This window comes from Microvirga sp. M2, from assembly GCF_047497095.1.
GTDB lineage: Bacteria > Pseudomonadota > Alphaproteobacteria > Rhizobiales > Beijerinckiaceae > Microvirga.
Map to the genome: position 1 here is coordinate 1,427,087 of NZ_CP134063.1, position 16,637 is coordinate 1,443,723.

12 protein-coding genes and 1 pseudogene are annotated in these 16,637 nt (G+C 59.1%); 9 read left to right on the forward strand and 4 right to left on the reverse strand.

Annotated elements, in window-relative coordinates:
• Positions 1-53 precede the first annotated feature (53 nt).
• The 6 genes and pseudogenes from RE429_RS06830 (at position 54) to RE429_RS06855 (ending at position 5,744) form a co-directional block, all read left to right on the forward strand.
• Positions 54-260, forward strand: coding sequence for a hypothetical protein (locus RE429_RS06830; protein ID WP_414473571.1), 207 nt, complete (start codon positions 54-56; stop codon positions 258-260).
• A 586-nt stretch (positions 261-846) separates the two neighbouring features.
• Positions 847-1,044: pseudogene (locus RE429_RS06835) on the forward strand (relaxase/mobilization nuclease domain-containing protein); the annotation flags it as partial.
• Positions 1,045-1,534: 490 nt separating this feature from the next.
• Complete coding sequence (locus tag RE429_RS06840; RefSeq protein WP_414474296.1) at positions 1,535-1,801, forward strand: hypothetical protein; 267 nt, start codon at positions 1,535-1,537, stop codon at positions 1,799-1,801.
• Entirely contained in the window at positions 1,747-2,889 is a 1,143-nt protein-coding gene (locus tag RE429_RS06845) for an LPD7 domain-containing protein (RefSeq protein WP_414474297.1), read from the forward strand. The genes RE429_RS06840 and RE429_RS06845 overlap by 55 nt, the downstream gene beginning before the upstream one ends.
• A 447-nt stretch (positions 2,890-3,336) precedes the next feature.
• Positions 3,337-4,731 carry a hypothetical protein gene (locus RE429_RS06850; RefSeq protein WP_414473572.1) on the forward strand — a complete coding sequence of 465 codons (1,395 nt, stop codon included), beginning with the start codon at positions 3,337-3,339 and terminating at the stop codon, positions 4,729-4,731.
• A gap of 359 nt (positions 4,732-5,090) precedes the next feature.
• A complete protein-coding gene (locus RE429_RS06855; RefSeq protein ID WP_414474140.1) occupies positions 5,091-5,744 on the forward strand; it encodes an HNH endonuclease in 654 nt (217 codons plus the stop codon).
• On the opposite strand, the gene RE429_RS06860 is transcribed toward RE429_RS06855, so the two are convergent.
• Together RE429_RS06860 and RE429_RS06865 are read right to left on the reverse strand one after the other, a co-directional pair.
• On the reverse strand, positions 5,729-6,295 hold the full coding sequence (locus RE429_RS06860) for a hypothetical protein (protein ID WP_414473573.1): 567 nt from the start codon (positions 6,293-6,295) through the stop codon (positions 5,729-5,731). The two genes, RE429_RS06855 and RE429_RS06860, sit on opposite strands and share 16 nt — an antisense overlap.
• Positions 6,295-8,697, reverse strand: coding sequence for an Eco57I restriction-modification methylase domain-containing protein (locus tag RE429_RS06865; RefSeq protein WP_414473574.1), 2,403 nt, complete (start codon positions 8,695-8,697; stop codon positions 6,295-6,297). Before RE429_RS06865 ends, RE429_RS06860 begins: the two co-directional genes overlap by 1 nt.
• Before the next feature lie 827 nt (positions 8,698-9,524).
• Between RE429_RS06865 and RE429_RS06870 the strand changes: the two genes are divergently transcribed.
• On the forward strand, positions 9,525-10,775 hold the full coding sequence (locus RE429_RS06870) for a hypothetical protein (protein WP_414473575.1): 1,251 nt from the start codon (positions 9,525-9,527) through the stop codon (positions 10,773-10,775).
• A 719-nt stretch (positions 10,776-11,494) separates the two neighbouring features.
• Positions 11,495-11,839, forward strand: coding sequence for a MarR family transcriptional regulator (locus tag RE429_RS06875; RefSeq protein ID WP_414473576.1), 345 nt, complete (start codon positions 11,495-11,497; stop codon positions 11,837-11,839).
• Positions 11,840-13,471: 1,632 nt separating this feature from the next.
• Here RE429_RS06875 and RE429_RS06880 read toward each other — a convergent pair.
• The gene (locus tag RE429_RS06880) at positions 13,472-14,044 is read right to left on the reverse strand and encodes a peroxidase-related enzyme (RefSeq protein WP_414473577.1); all 573 of its coding nucleotides are present in this window, start codon (positions 14,042-14,044) and stop codon (positions 13,472-13,474) included.
• A 119-nt stretch (positions 14,045-14,163) separates the two neighbouring features.
• Between RE429_RS06880 and RE429_RS06885 the strand changes: the two genes are divergently transcribed.
• A complete protein-coding gene (locus RE429_RS06885; RefSeq protein ID WP_414473578.1) occupies positions 14,164-14,961 on the forward strand; it encodes an enoyl-CoA hydratase in 798 nt (265 codons plus the stop codon).
• An 11-nt stretch (positions 14,962-14,972) separates the two neighbouring features.
• Here RE429_RS06885 and RE429_RS06890 read toward each other — a convergent pair whose 3' ends face one another.
• Positions 14,973-16,613: an acyl-CoA synthetase gene (locus RE429_RS06890; RefSeq protein ID WP_414473579.1), complete on the reverse strand. Its 1,641-nt coding sequence runs from the start codon at positions 16,611-16,613 to the stop codon at positions 14,973-14,975.
• Positions 16,614-16,637: the final 24 nt, after the last annotated feature.

Consider the following 16,637-nt stretch of genomic DNA (forward strand, 5'->3'; position numbering starts at 1 on the left):
TGCCTCCCCGTTGACCCCACAGCCGATGCGGCCAGTGAAAGGAACAAGCAAAGATGTGTGACACCGACATTGAGCATCTTGATTGCCTCATGAGAGAGGCCATCGATGAGGCGATGATTGCCGAACATCACTTCCTTCTCGGCCTTGTGGGCAAGGCCAGACGTGATGCAGCTCATGCCCGATGGAAGGAGGTCCATGAACTCTGGCTCAATGCCCATCGAGTGCGCGACTCACGGCAGGAAAAGAGGACAGCAGCGTGACCCTCCGGGCTGTCCATGTTCGCCTCAATCCCGCGCATGCGGCGGCCTTGGATGCCGCTGCAACGTCGGAGGGGATTAGTCCGACGGGTTGGGTCCGCGCAGTTCTTGCTCGCGCGCTCCCGGTGCATAGTGAGATACATGCACTGCCCCCTTCTCCGCGGCGTAGGCCGACTACAATTCCACCAGAGGATATGGCCGCAATCGGGCGCTTGGTCGGCGCCATCGGATCGTGCTCCGGGGCGACAATCCAGCTCGCGAAGGCACTTCGGGAAGCTGGACACGCAGCCCATGGCGATGCCGAACTGGTACTGCGGGACTTGCGGTCAGTGCAGGCCCAGCTCGTCCATGTCGCGACTGCCTTGCGACGTCAGAGCGACACCGCAACCAGGGCACATCATGAGGACAAACGATGATTGCCGGCGCAACTCGAGGCCAGGGCGGCCCGGCGCTCGCCCGTCACCTTCTGTCGCGGAAGGGTGGGCAGCTCGTCGAGGTCTTAGAGCCACGCAGCCTCGCCGCCGCCGATCTCACCGGACAACTCCAGGAACTGGTAGCCTCGGCTGCTCATGGCCGCACGGATCGCCCCGTGCATCACGTTCACATCGACCCTCCGCCCGGTTGTACCGATCCGGAAGGGGTGATGCAAACCTTCATGAGGCACTACGAACGGGAATTTGGACTTGAAAACTCTCCGCGGTGCGGCGTGCGCCACGAAAAGTATGGGCGCACCCACTGGCACGTGGTCTGGAGTCTGGTTCGGCCGGACGGTCGTACTGTCGACTTGCGGCACGATCACGCGCGCAGAGAGAAAGTCTCCCGCCTCGTGGAATTCGAGTGCGGCTTGCCGTGGACAAGGGGCAAACACAACAGGGCCGTGGCCCAGGCATTGCGCAGGGACGGCCGCGCCGACGTCGCCGAAGCGCTGGAGACAGCCGGACTGCTTGATGGTCGCCGTCCCGTTGCCCAGTCGACGCCGCGCGAACGTGCCCAGGCTGAGCGTACGGCGGTCCCACTCGCCGAGGTGAGGACCCGCACACTTGCGGCGTGGCGTTCCAGCGAAAGCGGTCATGGCTTCGTGGCCGCATTGCAGATGATGAACCTGCGGCTCGCCCAAGGCGACCGCGGTCCCGTCTTGGTCGACCGTTCCGGATCAATCCATTCCCTCACACGCAGCCTGTCAGCCGCTGCCCGGAGGGACGGCGACCGGATCACCGCTGCCGCTGTCCGTGCCCTACTTGCTGAACTCGCTGTTCCCACGATCGAGGAGGTTCGAGATGAACGACAAACCCGCTCCGCTGACACCCCGCGATCTGTTCCAGGAACAGCTAGCGACACGCGAGGACGTGCGCCGTCTGCACCCGCTACTGTCCCTCCTCGACGAGGAGCCGACCGAGGGCAGCCCGCTGGACGAGATCAAGGCTCTCCTCACAGCGATCCTGGAAGCCATGCGGCACCAGTCCGAAACCCTCGGACGGCTCGACGCCGCATGCACGAGCGCATCGCCGCTGCGGCCCTTAGCAGCATCGACGTCGGCAGGCTGATGACTCAGGCAGCCGCGCTCGCCGCCGGCCACTATCGGACGCACAATGAACTTGGTTCACTGAGGGAGGGCAACATGGCACGAGGATTCAAGACGGCGCAGGCACTGGATTTCAAGGCGCAGCTCCTCACCGACGCTGCCCCACGAGGCTTCGACGCGTTGGCGTGGCGCGATGACCTGCATATGATCAAGCAGCCTTCACCTGGCCAGCCGACAACGCGTATCCTGCTGCGGGATGGCGGCTGGTGCGAGATTGACGGGGCCGGCAGGATGGTCCGGACGTGGGGTACGCGCGGCCGCGCAGATGCCCTTGCGGCAGCTCTTGCTGAAGCGGGCGATTGGGAGACCCGGCGTCTGGAGCGAACCACCACGATCGCTCGCAGCTCTGATGCTCCGCGCCGCGAGCGTCTGACCGAGACGCAGGCTGAGGCGCTCGTCCACTGGTGGCAGGATCGGGGCTACTCGGCTACCGCCGCACCGGATGGCTGTTGGGTGCAGGCTGGGACCTCCCGGATCAGGGACACAGGCGATCACATGGAAATCCATGGCCCAGTCTCCGATGAAGCGATCCGTGCGGCCGTTATCAAGGCAAAGGAGGCCTGGGGTGGGGCCGCGGAACTGACAGGCAGATGGTCACAACAGGATCAGGATCGCATCTGGATCGAGTCGCAACGGCAGGGCGTCCAGCTTGAAAATTGTAAGCCATCCGATGCGGTAAGGCGAATGTGGGAACGGGAACAGGCGACCGCCGAGGTGCACACCCAGACCATGAGCCTTGTACGGATCGGCACCCGCGAGGCTGAATCCGTACGTGCTGCGGCGCAGGGCGACCCCGCTGGGCTCGGCAGGTTGCCGCCCGAGTTACGGACCTTCGTTACAAGCTACCTGGATGACGACCAGCGCGCCGAACTCGCGGCGTCAGACGTAGCGGACATTGTCCCAGAACTTTCCCGCTTTCGCGCTCTCGGGCGCGAGGAGGTGGCCGAGATCGAGCGTCGTAATGCCGAGAGCAGTCGGTCCACTCTGCCCGCTCCTCGCAAATCCGATCCTCGCCCAGCCACCAGCGACCTCGCTCCGGTGCTGGAATGACGGGCATGCGGAATCCAGAGGCCCTCCTGCTGCGACGATACGTGATCGAAAAAGCGGCCGGACGGGTTCCGGCCGCCGAGTGGGTGCGGTACGAGCCCGGCTTGGGAGTGTGGCTTTATTGCGACGAACTGACGGCCCGCTCGTCCCAGCACCGGCGGTGCCTTCGTAGGCCGGGCGCCCTATGGTGCCCAGTCTTGGGTAACCGCATCGGCATTGCCTCCGACGTGGCCTTGCAGGCTTTCTTCGAGACGGTAGAGGCGGACGGCTGGTCCCGCCTTGCCGCCGCCGTGTGCGCCCGACCAAGTGATTGCCTCCGGCGCTGGCGGGAGGTAGGGGACCAGATTCTCGGCGCAATTTCTGCCACCGCCGTAAATCCAACCTCCCGTGGACGCCTTGCGGGTTGGCCCGCTCGAAGAGGGGTCGGAGCACGCAGCTTATTAAGTTGAGATGAATTCAGAGGGGTCTGAACTGGACACAGACTTTCTTTCCAGAACAGAAGGATTACAAGGAGTTTATCCAGATTGGCGGGGCAGCAATATGACACAAGTAGAAAGGCACACGAATTGCCCCCTTGCGGCCGTTGATCGGCGGCTTGAGGACGCTCACCAGCAGTGGCACCAAGCTGAAGCTACGTATTTTGATCCAGACGCCTTCCGGCGTAATATTCAGACTGCGATCCAGACGCTAAGATCAGTAACTTTTGTATTGCAAAATAACAAAAGAATAATCCCCGACTTTGACGCATGGTACGAGCCTTGGCGTGAGCGCTTGAAGGCGGACGGACTCATGTCCTGGATGGTCGAAGCGAGAAACAGAATTGAGAAGCAAGGCGACCTCGAGGCGCACAGTTTCGTCCGTGCGGCTATTGTCGCATCATACTTGGAGGAGGGACCTGAAATTCAGGTCCCCGCGGACTTGTTCTCCGCGCCATGGACATTGGTCAAGAATATCCCTGATAATCTTCTCGGTGAACATCTGCGCCAGAATGGTGTCCTTGAGGTAGAGCGTAAGTGGATTGAGAACTCTCTACCAGAGTATGAGCTGTTGGACGCTGTCGCTATTGCGTATGGCAGGATTTCGCAGGTCGTCGATGATGCTCACCGCCAAATGGGCTTAGAGCCGCCAGCTACAACCAACATGTTGACTGGTGAAGCGTTCACGGATGGTTGGCGAAATGGCAGGCTACCATGCATGATAAGCCATCGGGAAACCCGAACTGCTCGCTTTCGACTGTCGGATGGAACTCCGGCAGAGTTGGAACGTAAGGCCGTTAAATTTGATGCTGCGGAAGCAGAGAGGGTTTCAGCCCGATATGATATAGATCCAAAGAACGCATTTGGCTCTGAGAATAACAATAGGGCTGTCCTACAGAGTTTATTCGAAACTGCAAAGAAGATGTTTCTAGCCGACCGCTATCACGATTCGATTGTCTTTTTGCTCCGCAACGGAGCGCCAATTCATATCATGAGTTTGCGTCCCGAGGATCAAAGCCAAAAGTATCTGATGATGCGTGGGGTTGCTGATGATGTAGTTCGATCTGGCGCTGATGCAGTCATATTCATCTCGGAGGTCTGGATCTCACAAGCTGATCCTAACAAACGTTACCTGCGCGCTGCGCTTGCACCTGATCGTCGCGAGGCATTAACCGCTACCCTGGTGGCTAAAGATGATGGCCCTGTACAAATGGTAGCGGAAATTCTCCGCGACGGGAACGACGTGGCTCTCGAACAAACTTCCATTGTAACTGGACATGCAGCCTTTGCATTCGCCCCAATATACAAAGCCTGGGGGAAAGAGATTCCTCAGGAGTGGCTTGGAATGTTTGATGAATCTTCCGATTGAGTAACGAAAAGCGAAGAATGTTTGTACGAGACCTCCCAGCACCCATCACAGCGTCCAAGGCCGATTGGCTGGCGGGCAGCAATTGGCTTGGCTTCACTCCAACTTCCGACAACCAGAGATCACGCAATAAGTGTCAGAGCACGATACAACGGCAGTTCGCCAATGGTTACGTAGTCGAGTACATCACTGAACAGTTTAACAAGCCGAATCCAGGATTTGAGAATAGCCCTGCATATCTTGCGGAGCGTAAAACACATAAGGACCTGGCAGGTCGCTTGATTGCTGTGCACAAACTACGCACCACTGCTCGTCGATTAGAAACAATCATTGGATCAGAGGATTATAAGCGCCTGCAAGACATGTGGGCTCAAGGCGAGAAGCGCTTCAGGTGGTCAGTCGCGTTCCCAATTGTGGAGAGCTACGAGGTAGTTGGCCATCCGAGGGCAAGGGATGTGCTCGGCGAAAGTGGCTACCTCCGCTTGTATCAACGTTCATCAGCAACGTTGCGGGTGCTTAATGAAGATGAGCGGGACGCTCTCGCAAATCTCCAATTGAAGCCAAGGTTCACATCGAACGCTTGGATAGGAATTGAAGATGAGCTTGCCATCGCAGAACAAAGCTATGTAGACCCCCGAACAGAGCGATTGATAACGAACGACCTGACGGACAGCGCCCTAGAAGGTGTAGCGGAGGAACGACGAGCTAAGATTCGCCGCCGCGCAGTCTGGCTGGCTGACAAATTTATACGGCAACGCCGCCTCTCGGGCTCTCTGCATTGCGATGATTGCGGCTTCAATCCGGCAAGCGTCCTAGACCCAGCGCTAGTAAATCCAAGAAGCCTCCTCGACGTGCACCATAAGAACCCTTTAGATGAGGGTATAAGATACACAACTATCAAGGACTTCTCACTACTCTGTCCTACATGCCACCGTGTCGAGCACCAACGGATCAAGCATAGGATCCGATCAGCCGGGGAGCCGTGGGTTAAAGTGAATTGTCACACTCTGGCATAGGACGGAAGGATTTCCTTCTCGATCATCTTGATCGCGGCCTGGAAAGTCTGCGTCAGACTTTGCAAATCGGCTCCACCGAACTGAGGATCGTTAAGACAGATCGCAATATGTGAACGGTCAATATTAGGAGCCGCTCCTCCGACGTGCAGGTGCGGACCGCGCTTATACACATAGGATTGATCAGTTGCTTTGAGCAGAGGGTCACAATGCAGGCACAAGAGTTGTCTATCTGGTGCGTCTTTCGTTTTTTTGAGATGAATATGCATGTAGGCGCGTTCAAGGAGATAGTCGCTAGTCTTAGGAACTAAGATCCAGACCTCGTAATAATTAAAGAAGACTCCATCGACCTTTGTCGGAACCCGAATAGAATCGGGGCTGAGCACTGCGGCGGGCGCTTGGCCCTTTGGAAGCACACCTAGAGTATGGTTTTGTCCGGCGCCAACGGGTCTGGCGTCAATACGATTCCTATCCGCCACTAGCGGCGCTACCAGACGGATAACATCTTTTCGGCGATTGCTGAGATCGCGCTCGGTAAGACTTATCCCCGCCATCACTCGATGCCTAGGAGGTTCCTACGTTCATGCGAACTGAAGCCGTAGAGGTCAGCAATGAGCTTATCGGTTTCTGAGTCTAGGGATGCAGGAGCCTTGCCAGACTGTAGCTTCTCGACTGCGCTGACCACGCGGTGCAGTGCGGCCGTCTCAATTCGAGAGAAATCAGGAACCGGAACGCCCTTTAGAAGGTTGGCCTCCAGTCGATTGTATCCACGCGAGTATTTGGGAGCGTAAGTCTTAAAATACCAGTTGCATACAGATGAGTTCAGGACAGCACTAAAGAACTTGAGGAGGGTATCCTCCTCACCCATCTCTTTCGCGATCATAAATGGCGAGCGACTTACAGCGTATTGTCCTTTAATGTCCAAAGCAAATCGTGGCGTTAACATCAGATGCGGGCCGACTATCTTTGGCCGCCGGATACGGTCTGGCTCCCGAGGGCGCTCTGGACGCCACCATGGAGTCTTTCCGGCCCGAACTGGTCCTCGTGCATCGAGGCGGTCGCGATTGCGTACCAAGTATTCCCAAGTCTGAGGATACTTCGTTGCTAACGTCTCCTCCGTAAGAGGGGACGACTTCTCATATGGATAAAAGACGACATCATCAACTTTTTGCGGCAAGCGATAACGCAGTATCTGGCGATCTGGCAGATAGTTTAGATAGATCCCTTCTTCGCCGATCGGAACTTCGGATCTTGGAATAATGAACACATCGTCGGCTCCTGTCACGAAGCCCTGCACGACGTCAATGAACTGAGATAGTTGCGGCAACTGTTTCAGCCGCTCATCGATAGCGAGATGTTCTGGACTGACGATTGCCCAATCCTTATTCCGGAAGAAGTGTTGTCCAACCGAAAATACGCGGTGATAGGGCGTATCGATCGTGCGTCCATCCAGACACGCTTGGAGTGCCGCGCCAACAAATTCTGTGACATGCGCCAGATAGGCTTTGACCGGTGAACCTCCTCCACCTGTGCGCCGTTGCACAATAAGAAGAATACTATAGGCGCCTACTCCTTCAAAAACGGAGACTGATGAAAGGTCGACAAGGCAGCGGACATCAAATTCTTCGGAAATAAGCTGCCGTAATGGTGCGGCGTTCCCCGCGTTAAGGAAGACCTGAGGCAATACCATGCACGCAAATCCGCTTGGTTCTGTTGCGTCAAGACACAACTTCACGAACGGAATGTAAGCATCGAGTCGGCCTGGGAATCCCTCGCCGAGGTAGGTACGGAACACCGCGCGATCTTCAACGGAGAGATGGTCGTATTTGATGTATGGAGGGTTCGACAGAACTGCACCGTATGATCGCGGCTCTATTCGGTTAGCCGAGGCTTCGGCAATCGCGTCGGCTGTTCTAACGGGCAACCCTTCCGGTAATGCTCCCGTGGCTACGAGATGAAGGAGAGCCAAAGACAGTCGCGTCGCCGCGCAAGCGTTTGGGTCGCGATCTAACCCTTCGGTGCGACTAAAGGCGTCTCGGATTGAAGCGGGTGTCGTCCCGGGAATGGTAGGATTGCATTGCAGCTCAAGCAAAGTTCGGAGAAAGATGCCAGAACCGCAAGCTGGATCGATTGCCCTTAGCGTGCGAAACTTACGTGGCGTAGTATTGTCCCGGATATATCGAGAGAAGAAACCAGCAATAAACTGCGGAGTGTAAACCGCGCCAGTTTTGCTCGGTGCCACCTCACTCGGCGTAGGACTAATAAAATATAGCTGCTGCGAATTCGCCTCGGGCTCTGGCTGAAGGAGCGCTACATAGCGTTCGTAGATTCTACTGAGGGCATGCTTCGACATTACGGCAAAGTTAAAGTCGTAGGAAGCATCACGTGGTGCGTAGAAGTCTCTACATAGGTTTAAGGCGGTTGCTTTATCAACCGCATTGAACGGAGCGATAAGTTCGAGATCCACGTATTCGGATAGGCGACGGTCCACACCCGTACCCCTGAGGGCATCACTGAGGAGTGTTCCAAGATTAATTTCCGTAGTCTGCACTGAGTTCAGTGCAGCCATCAGCGCACGATCTGTTCTATGAGGACGATCTAGGTTTCGATCTTCGCAACCTCTCACAAAGATGAGGGCGTTAAATAGGGCTGAGATACTGGTGTTATCAGCAGCAGGGTAGTCGGCTCTGAGCAATCGCTTCCAGCGGGTGAGAACCTGGATGAGCGCCTCGTCACATGCCCGGAGCGTGCGTTTGAAATTTTCAGCCTCAAGCCGGGATACTTCCGCAGCAGAGAGCCGCTGCGTGAACTCACTGGGACTAAGTGGGTAGACCCTGTCCGCATTTGGCTCATTCGACGGCTCAGCCAGGTTATTTACCTGCCGAATGTCCGTTTGAGAAACGAAGATGTGCCACTCAACAAGATTGTTATATGATATCGCGAGAAGTGACCGCATCTGCGAAGGATCAAGATCACTCGCTCGGTACGGAGCCTTCAAGAAGGAGATGATTGCTGAGTTATCGAGGCCATGCTCCACCACAAGGTGATCGCCTGCGGCGTCTACCAAATGATGCCTCAAACTCGTAACTTGGCGTCCATTGGAGCTGCTCCGCAAACCCACGCATGGCCACTAACCTAAGGTCACGTGGGGTGTCAGCATCAACAATGCGCAGGAGATCTGAGTAGGAAGCGGTCATATTAGGTTACTATATCACAAACAAGGCTGGCATTTGGAAGGGTCTAGCTTGCCTTGTAACACGCTGGCAATTGCTTAGGTACGATTTCTACCCCGTGGCAGGTCCGAGTCATCTGGATGATGCATGATGACCATCGTGATTGACCATCCGGCTCCACACAATGTACACAGGATCCGTCACATCTGATTCAAACACGAGCGGGCATCGGGGCATTTTCTATTCAGATGCAATGACTTAGTAAGGCCTGTAGGTTTAAGTCCTGCCGGGCCCACCACCTATCATCTGCCTGAAACTCCTCGATACCTCGGCATTTCAGGTCCGTTCGCTCTGCACTGTGGGCCTGTCCACGGCAGCCTGTGATGTCCTTCCCGCCGCCTATGCGAGCGCCCGGGCGGAGCACCGGCGCTGCGTGGAGGAGGTGGGCAGCCCTGGTTTCAAGCTGCCGAGTGAGTTCCCCGCAAGACAAGTTGGCCCCGCCAGTTGTTTGGCGGGGCCCGAATTGAGAGAGCATCGGACGCAAAAGTGGGAACCGGTATTGCGTCCGATGCTCGAGACCATGAGGCTGACAGCATCGGACGTGAATTCGATGTCACGTCCGATGCTGTTGGAGATTCAGCTAGCGGATGGATCCGCCACGGCCGCCGCGATCTCCATCGCTCTGTCCGCCACGGCCATCGCCGTATCCTCCATCGCTCTGGCCGCGGCCGCCGCCGTGACTTCCTTCGTTCCGGCCGCCACGGTCCCCGTGGTCTCCCTTGCCGCCGCGATCATGCCCGTCGGAGCGGCCATGGGAGCCACCGCCCCACCCATCGCGGCCATCGGGAGTTTCACCCGCGCGGCCGGAGCCCTTGTCATTGCCGGGATTGCCATGGCCACCATCGCGTCCATGACCCTGGCCATGATCGCCCCGGCCCCGACCGTCCTTGCCGCGACCGTCCTTGCCGCCCTTGTCTCCGTGCTCACCGCGTCCGCCATCATGGTTCCCGCCGTAGTGGCCGCCGCCCGGCTGCCCTCCGCCGTTCTTGCCGCCGTGATGTCCATCACCATGGTGACCACCCGGCTTGCCGCCGCCGCCATTGCTCCCACCGTGGTGGCCGCCGCCGTAATCTCCGCCCGGCTTCCCACCGCCGTGATGTCCGCCATGGCCGTCGCCCGGCTTCCCACCGCCATGGTGTCCGCCATGGCCGTCGCCCGGCTTCCCGCCGCCATGGTGTCCGCCATGGCCGTCGCTCGGCTTCCCGCCGCCATGATGTCCGCCCGGTTTGCCTCCGCCGTGGTGTCCGCCTGGGTTTCCACCGCCGGGCTGCCCTCCACCGGGTTGGTCGGTGCCAGGCTGCTCACCGCCCGTCTGGCCGCCGCCCGTGGAGCCTCCGCCTCCGGGCTTGCCGCCACCGCTGCCGGCTCCACCACCCCCGGACGTACCTCCGCCGGTGGTGCCTCCACCTCCGGAACCTCCGGTGCCTCCGGGATTGCCGATGCCGCCACCCGGCGGGTTCATCGATGCGAAGCCGCCACCCGAGCCGTCCCTGTCGCTGGTATGCTCAGTGTTGATTGTGCCAGGCGTCATGAATCCCGGCGTCATGAATCCCGGCGTCATGCCAATCGATCCGGTGACGAGATGAGGATCGTCGACGGGAACCCTCACAAGCCGCTGCGCCGGAGGCACGATTTGACAGCGGCAAACCTCGTTGCCGCGCACATGACGCAGTCGGCAGTTGGTGTAATCCGATGGATTGGCAACGGCCGGCATGCATTGGTTCGTGACGTTTGCAGCGCGGCGGGCATCCGCCAATCTGCCATAGGGATTCATCTCTGTGGCGTGCAGGGCTGCCGTTGAGACAAGTGTCGTCAGGCCCGCAAGAGCGAGCGTCATTTTGCGCATGAATTTTTGTCCTGAGAACTGAGTGGTTCAACCGGGCCAACCAATCGTCGGCCTCTGCTAGTCGAGACGCACAAGCTCCCGAGACGGTTCCAGATTATTCCTAAATTAGTTCGAGTTTAGAACTAAATTCAGGATATCTACCATATTAACCTATTGATTAATAATGATATTTTCCTAGGCGGCACATTTGAAGTACGCACCAAGTGGTACATGGAAAGGTCCGATCCCGGCGATCCGGAGCTGTTTCCACCGATATGGGATCAGCTCGTTTCTTTGCTTCGCGGCATATTTGGACGGCGTCCCGGATGCACTTTCCCGCACAATGCGCTCGTGAAGGCTTGGCGCCTTGATGCGCGCTCACGGGGAGCGCACGGAGTTATGCCTCGACAAGCTGGCGCATCATCGTATTTTGGAATTGGCTACGATGCCTTCGTCGCGAGTAGAGAGGCAATGGAATGGAGCGAAAGCGCAGCGCGAGACAAGGCGTCGATCAACCGGTCGAGTCCAATACCAGGACGGCCAATCGGGTCGTTGGTTCGCCAAAGGACCCCTTGCGTGTGAATTCACACCTCGATCTCGTCCGCGTTGTGGAGCGCGTTCACCGCCGGTCGCTCGATCTGTTTCGGATTGATCTCACGCGGCTCGGTGTTCATGACGTCAGCCCGTCTCAGGTCATGATGCTGTTCACGATCGGCGCCGAGGAACTCACGGTTCGTGATCTGATCGAGCGCGGTTACTATTTGGGTTCGAACGCCTCCTACAATCTTAAACGCCTGGTCGAGACCGGTTATGTCGACCGAAGCGTATCGGAACGAGATCGGCGCTCAGCCCGGCTCCGCTTGTCCGATAAAGGACGAAGGCTGTGCGAGGCCGTCAGAAAAGTCGATGAGACCTACCATAGCCTCGTGGTGCGCAGTCCGAAAGAAGCCCGTGAACTCGACACTGCCATCAAGACCCTGAAGCGTTTGGAGCAGGCGTGGTCGACAGCCCTGCATTTCGGGGACGTGCAGGATGCCTGATCCCCGGGCGCGTGCATGAAGCCACCGACCACAAAAGGACGGCTTCAGAACAATTGCCTGTCCGGATGTGCATGTCTCCATCGCGACACGTGTCATCTCCAGATTGTGGTTCTGGCGTTTCCAACGCAAAGCACGCTTGGCGATTGGCACCCGGAACGCGTTAGAGCATCGGACGCAAAAGCGGACCCGGTTTTCCGCAGCAAACGATGCGCTTTCCTATCGGGAGAGCATCGGCCCCGCCCGTGGATTCCACTTTTCACGTCCAATGTCTTAGAGCTTGAGGCCCCAATAGAGGAATAACCCCAATAGGCCAATGAGGATCATGACCGCCACGGCGACCCAGGTATGCCATCCTGGTTTTGGCACTTCTCCGAAGGGCATCCGGGCATCCTCTGAAGGGACGAATGTCGCTCTTCAATGTGCTTGGAATATGTCCTGGAACTCCGAGAGCATGGCAGAGGCGAGCCTTCTTGGCTAGGCGTCGGCGGGATGCACGGTCGAGATCCGGATAGACGGGATCCAGATAGACTTGGCGTCTGGCTCGAGCATCGGATTCAATCCCAAAAGTGGATCCCGCTTTTCACGTCCGATGCTCTAGTCGAGCAGATATCGCCCGATGAGAGCTGCCAGCGTCAAGAGGACGATGCTGAACGGAAACCACCTCGGGGAGTGGCAGGAACAATCCTCGGAATCGAGACTATGGTCGCGTGCTTCGTGGTTTGGGGTGCTCATCATGAAAGAGCGAATACCGCCCGCTCGTCTCAGTATTGTGACGTGCAGAGCTTTCATGGAGGCCCGAGCTCTAGAGCCTTTTCCATGAACTTCGGTTCATGGAAAAGGCTCCTGTTGTTTGAGAAAGACGCCCTTTCTTCGCAAAACCGGCATCCACTTTTGCGGAAAAGGCTCTATGCACCGGGGCATGTCTGAGTGGCTGGGGCTTCCGCGGCGAGGGCGGGAAACGAAGCGATCATGCGTGCGCGATCCCATAGCTGAACGCCATAGTGACCTACGAGCCGACGCGCTTCCTCGACGGCTTGCTCGTCGCTCTCGCAATCGAGGTAATGCGAGTTGAAGATGCGCCCAAGGTCATTGATCAAATAGGCTCGATAGACGGGACGTGACCGATCATGACCGGGCATGGCGTCCTCCGTACCAGAGTGCTTCAAGGGCAGTATCGCGCCTAAAAGATCGGGAACTTCACCGCTCGACCGATGATGAAAGACAAAAGGACTATTGTGGTCATATAGGGGCAAAAGCCTATTGCCCCGACCCGGTCCTGGAAAGGCGTGGCTTTAGAGAGAGTTACCGAGATCCCTCATCGCTTCCTCGCCCTGGCATGCAGGGAAAATCTCTATGGGCTCTGCACCGCTCGGAGATTTTGAAGCGGCAGATCCTCATGAGCGCCCAAGATCTTCGCCTCCAGCATCGGGGTCGAATCGATCCCCCATCCGATGCTGTAAGCCCCTGCTTTTTGGGGCATCTTTTCACGCAAAATGCGCTTCCCGCCTTTGCGTTGGCGCCGGAAGAAAGGCGCTTATAACGGTCCGGTTGCAGCTTCGGGCCCTGACGGCCCACCCTTCATTCCATCGCCGGGCCCTCCACCGAAGGGCCGATCGGGGGAGCTGGGTCCGATCACGTCCTGCCCATCGTGTAGAACTCGTCGTTCGGGCGCATGTTCGTGACGTTGGCGAGGCGGTTCGACATGCCGAAGAAGGCCGCGATCGCGGCGATGTCCCAGGCGTCTTCCTCGCTGAAGCCGTGACTGCGCAACTGCGCCAGGTCGGCGTCGTCGACGGCATAGGCCTCGAAAGCGACCGTCATGGCAAAGTCGAGCATCGCCTTCTGCCGGTCCGTGATATCGGCCTTCCGGTAGTTGATCGCGACCTGATCGGCGATCAGCGGGTCCTTCGCCCTGATGCGCAGGATCGCCCCGTGGGCCACCACGCAATACTGGCATTGGTTGGCATTGCTCGTCGCGACCACGATCATCTCACGCTCCGCCTTGGTGAGCTTCCCGGGCTTGTCCATCAGGGCATCGTGATAGGCGAAGAAGGCGCGGAACTCGTCGGGACGGCGGGCCAGGACGAGAAAGACGTTCGGCACGAATCCGGACTTTTCCTGAACGGCCAGGATGCGCGTCCGAATGTCCTCCGGCAGGTCCGCGATCTCCGGCGTGGAAAAACGGCTGATGGGGGCCTTGCTCATGAGAGGCTTCCTTCCTGTCAAGGGGCCGCAGACAAGGCTGCGGTGTCGATGAGCCATCAGCTTATTCAGCTTGGCTCCCAGGGACAACGTGCTTAAATTTGCGCCAGGAGAGAGGATCCATGAGCGCGCAGATTGCTTCCGATGAACCCATCCTGACCCGCGACGAGCGGGAGGGTGTCGTAACACTGACGCTGAACCGGCCCGGCCAGTACAATGCCCTGTCGGAGGAGATGCTGCGGGCCCTGCAGCGGAACCTGGACGAGCTTGCCGCCGACGAGGCCGTCCGATGCGTCGTGATCGCCGCCGCCGGCAAGGCGTTCTGCGCGGGGCATGATCTCAAGCAGATGCGGTCCCATCCGCGCCAGGACTATTACGAGGATCTGTTCCGGCGGTGCGGCCATGTCATGCAGAGCATCGTGAACCTGCCGGTTCCGGTGATCGCCCGCGTGCAGGGCATGGCGACCGCGGCAGGGTGCCAGCTGGTGGCGTCCTGCGACCTCGCGGTTGCGGCCGAGAGCGCGACATTCGCCGTCTCGGGCATCAATGTCGGTCTTTTCTGCTCCACTCCGGCGGTCGCGCTCTCGCGCAGCGTTGCGCCCAAGCAGGCCTTCGAGATGCTGGTGACGGGGCGCTTCGTCTCGGCCTCCGAAGCCCTCTCGTACGGGCTGATCAACCGCGTGGCTCCGGATGCCGAGCTCGATGCCGCCGTGGCGTCCCTGACCGCGGAGATCTGTGCCAAGAGCCCGGTCGCGATCCGCACTGGGAAGGCCATGTTCGGCCGCCAGCGGAGCATGAGCCTGGAGGAGGCCTATGCCTATGCCGGCCAGGTGATGGCCTGCAACATGATGGCCGAGGATGCGGCGGAAGGGATCGATGCCTTCATCGGCAAGCGCAAACCGGTCTGGAAGGGGCGCTGAGGCGCCCGTCCTCAAGCCGCTCCGGCATGCGCCCGCGCCATTTCGCGCAGCTGGAATTTCTGGATCTTTCCGGTCGATGTCTTCGGCAGCTCGGCGAAGATCACCGTGCGCGGGCATTTGAAGGAGGCGAGGTGCTGACGGCACCAGGCGATGAGATCCTCGGCCGTCGCTGACCGGTCCGCCCTGAGTTCCACGAAGGCACAAGGCGTCTCGCCCCATTTCTCATCCGGCATCGCGACGACGGCGACGGCCTGAACCGCGGGATGCTTGTAGAGGGCATCCTCCACCTCGATGGAGGAAATATTCTCGCCGCCGGAGATGATGATGTCCTTCGAGCGGTCCTTCAGCTGCACATAGCCGTCGGGGTACTTCACGCCGAGATCGCCGGAGTGGAACCAGCCGCCGGCAAAGGCCTTCTCGGTCGCGCCGGGGTTTTTCAGATAGCCCTTCATGACCACATTGCCGCGGAACATGACCTCACCGAGGGTCCTGCCGTCCGCCGGAACGGGTTGCATCGTGTCCGGGTCGAGCACGTCGAGCGCCTCGAGCACCGGATAGCGCACGCCTTGGCGCGCTTTCTTCGCGGCGTATTCCGCAGGCGACAGCCGGTCCCAGTCCTCATGCCATTCGTTGACGACGGCGGGACCATAAACCTCCGTCAGGCCGTAGAGATGGGTCACGTCGAAGCCCGCCTCCTTCATGGCGGCCAGCACGGCCTCCGGCGGAGGAGCCGCCGCCGTCATGAAGCGGACCACATGGGGAAGCGGGCGCTTTTCCGCGGCCGGCGCATTGAGAAGGGTCGACATGACGATGGGGGCGCCGCACAGATGCGTGACCCTGTGGTCGGCCAAGGCGTCATACATCGGCTTCGCGCGCACGGCGCGCAGACACACATGCGTTCCGGCGACGATCGACAGCGACCAGGGGAAGCACCAGCCGTTGCAGTGGAACATGGGCAGCGTCCACAAATACACGGGGTGCTGGCTCATGGCGCCGGTCACGATATTCCCCATCGCGAGCAGATATGCGCCGCGATGGTGATAGACGACCCCCTTCGGAACGCCCGTCGTGCCGGAGGTGTAGTTCAGGGTGATGGCGTCCCACTCGTCGCCGGGCCGTTTCCAGGCGAATTCGGGATCCCCCTCGGCCAAAAGATCCTCGTATTCGCGTTCGCCCAGGCGCTCGCCCGAACCGGCGAACTCCGGATCGTCGTAATCGATCACGAGCGGCTTGACGGAGGTAAGCGCCAGGGCTGCCTTCACGACACTCGAGAATTCCCGGTCCGTGATGAGCACCTTCGCGTCGCTGTGCTCGAGCGAGAAGGCGATGACCTTGGCGTCGAGGCGGGTGTTGAGCGTGTTGAGCACCGCGCCCGCCATGGGCACGCCATAGTGGCATTCGAGCATTGCCGGCGTATTGGGAAGGATGACGGACACCGTGTCTCCGCGTCCGATTCCGCGCCGGGTCAGCGCCGAAGCCAGGCGCCTCGAACGGGCGTAGAACTCGCGGTAGCTGCGTTTCAGCGAGCCGTGGACGATGGCCGTGTGCTCAGGGTGAACGCTCGCGGCTCGCTCCAGGAACGAGAGGGGCGTCAGCGGCTGATGGTTCGCCGGATTCTTGTCGAGGTTCGTATCGTAAACGGTCGATGTCACGAGCGTTTCCCCAATGGCCGCCGG

Excerpts from the sequence above, each read along its gene's own strand:
- RE429_RS06830 (WP_414473571.1), top strand. The coding sequence starts at position 54 with ATGTGTGACACCGACATTGAGCATCTTGATTGCCTCATGAGAGAGGCC.
- RE429_RS06840 (WP_414474296.1), top strand. The coding sequence starts at position 1,535 with ATGAACGACAAACCCGCTCCGCTGACACCCCGCGATCTGTTCCAGGAA.
- RE429_RS06845 (WP_414474297.1), top strand. The coding sequence starts at position 1,747 with ATGCACGAGCGCATCGCCGCTGCGGCCCTTAGCAGCATCGACGTCGGC.
- RE429_RS06850 (WP_414473572.1), top strand. The coding sequence starts at position 3,337 with ATGAATTCAGAGGGGTCTGAACTGGACACAGACTTTCTTTCCAGAACA.
- RE429_RS06855 (WP_414474140.1), top strand. The coding sequence starts at position 5,091 with ATGTGGGCTCAAGGCGAGAAGCGCTTCAGGTGGTCAGTCGCGTTCCCA.
- RE429_RS06860 (WP_414473573.1), bottom strand. The coding sequence starts at position 6,295 with ATGGCGGGGATAAGTCTTACCGAGCGCGATCTCAGCAATCGCCGAAAA.
- RE429_RS06865 (WP_414473574.1), bottom strand. The coding sequence starts at position 8,697 with ATGCGGTCACTTCTCGCGATATCATATAACAATCTTGTTGAGTGGCAC.
- RE429_RS06870 (WP_414473575.1), top strand. The coding sequence starts at position 9,525 with ATGTCACGTCCGATGCTGTTGGAGATTCAGCTAGCGGATGGATCCGCC.
- RE429_RS06875 (WP_414473576.1), top strand. The coding sequence starts at position 11,495 with ATGATGCTGTTCACGATCGGCGCCGAGGAACTCACGGTTCGTGATCTG.
- RE429_RS06880 (WP_414473577.1), bottom strand. The coding sequence starts at position 14,044 with ATGAGCAAGGCCCCCATCAGCCGTTTTTCCACGCCGGAGATCGCGGAC.
- RE429_RS06885 (WP_414473578.1), top strand. The coding sequence starts at position 14,164 with ATGAGCGCGCAGATTGCTTCCGATGAACCCATCCTGACCCGCGACGAG.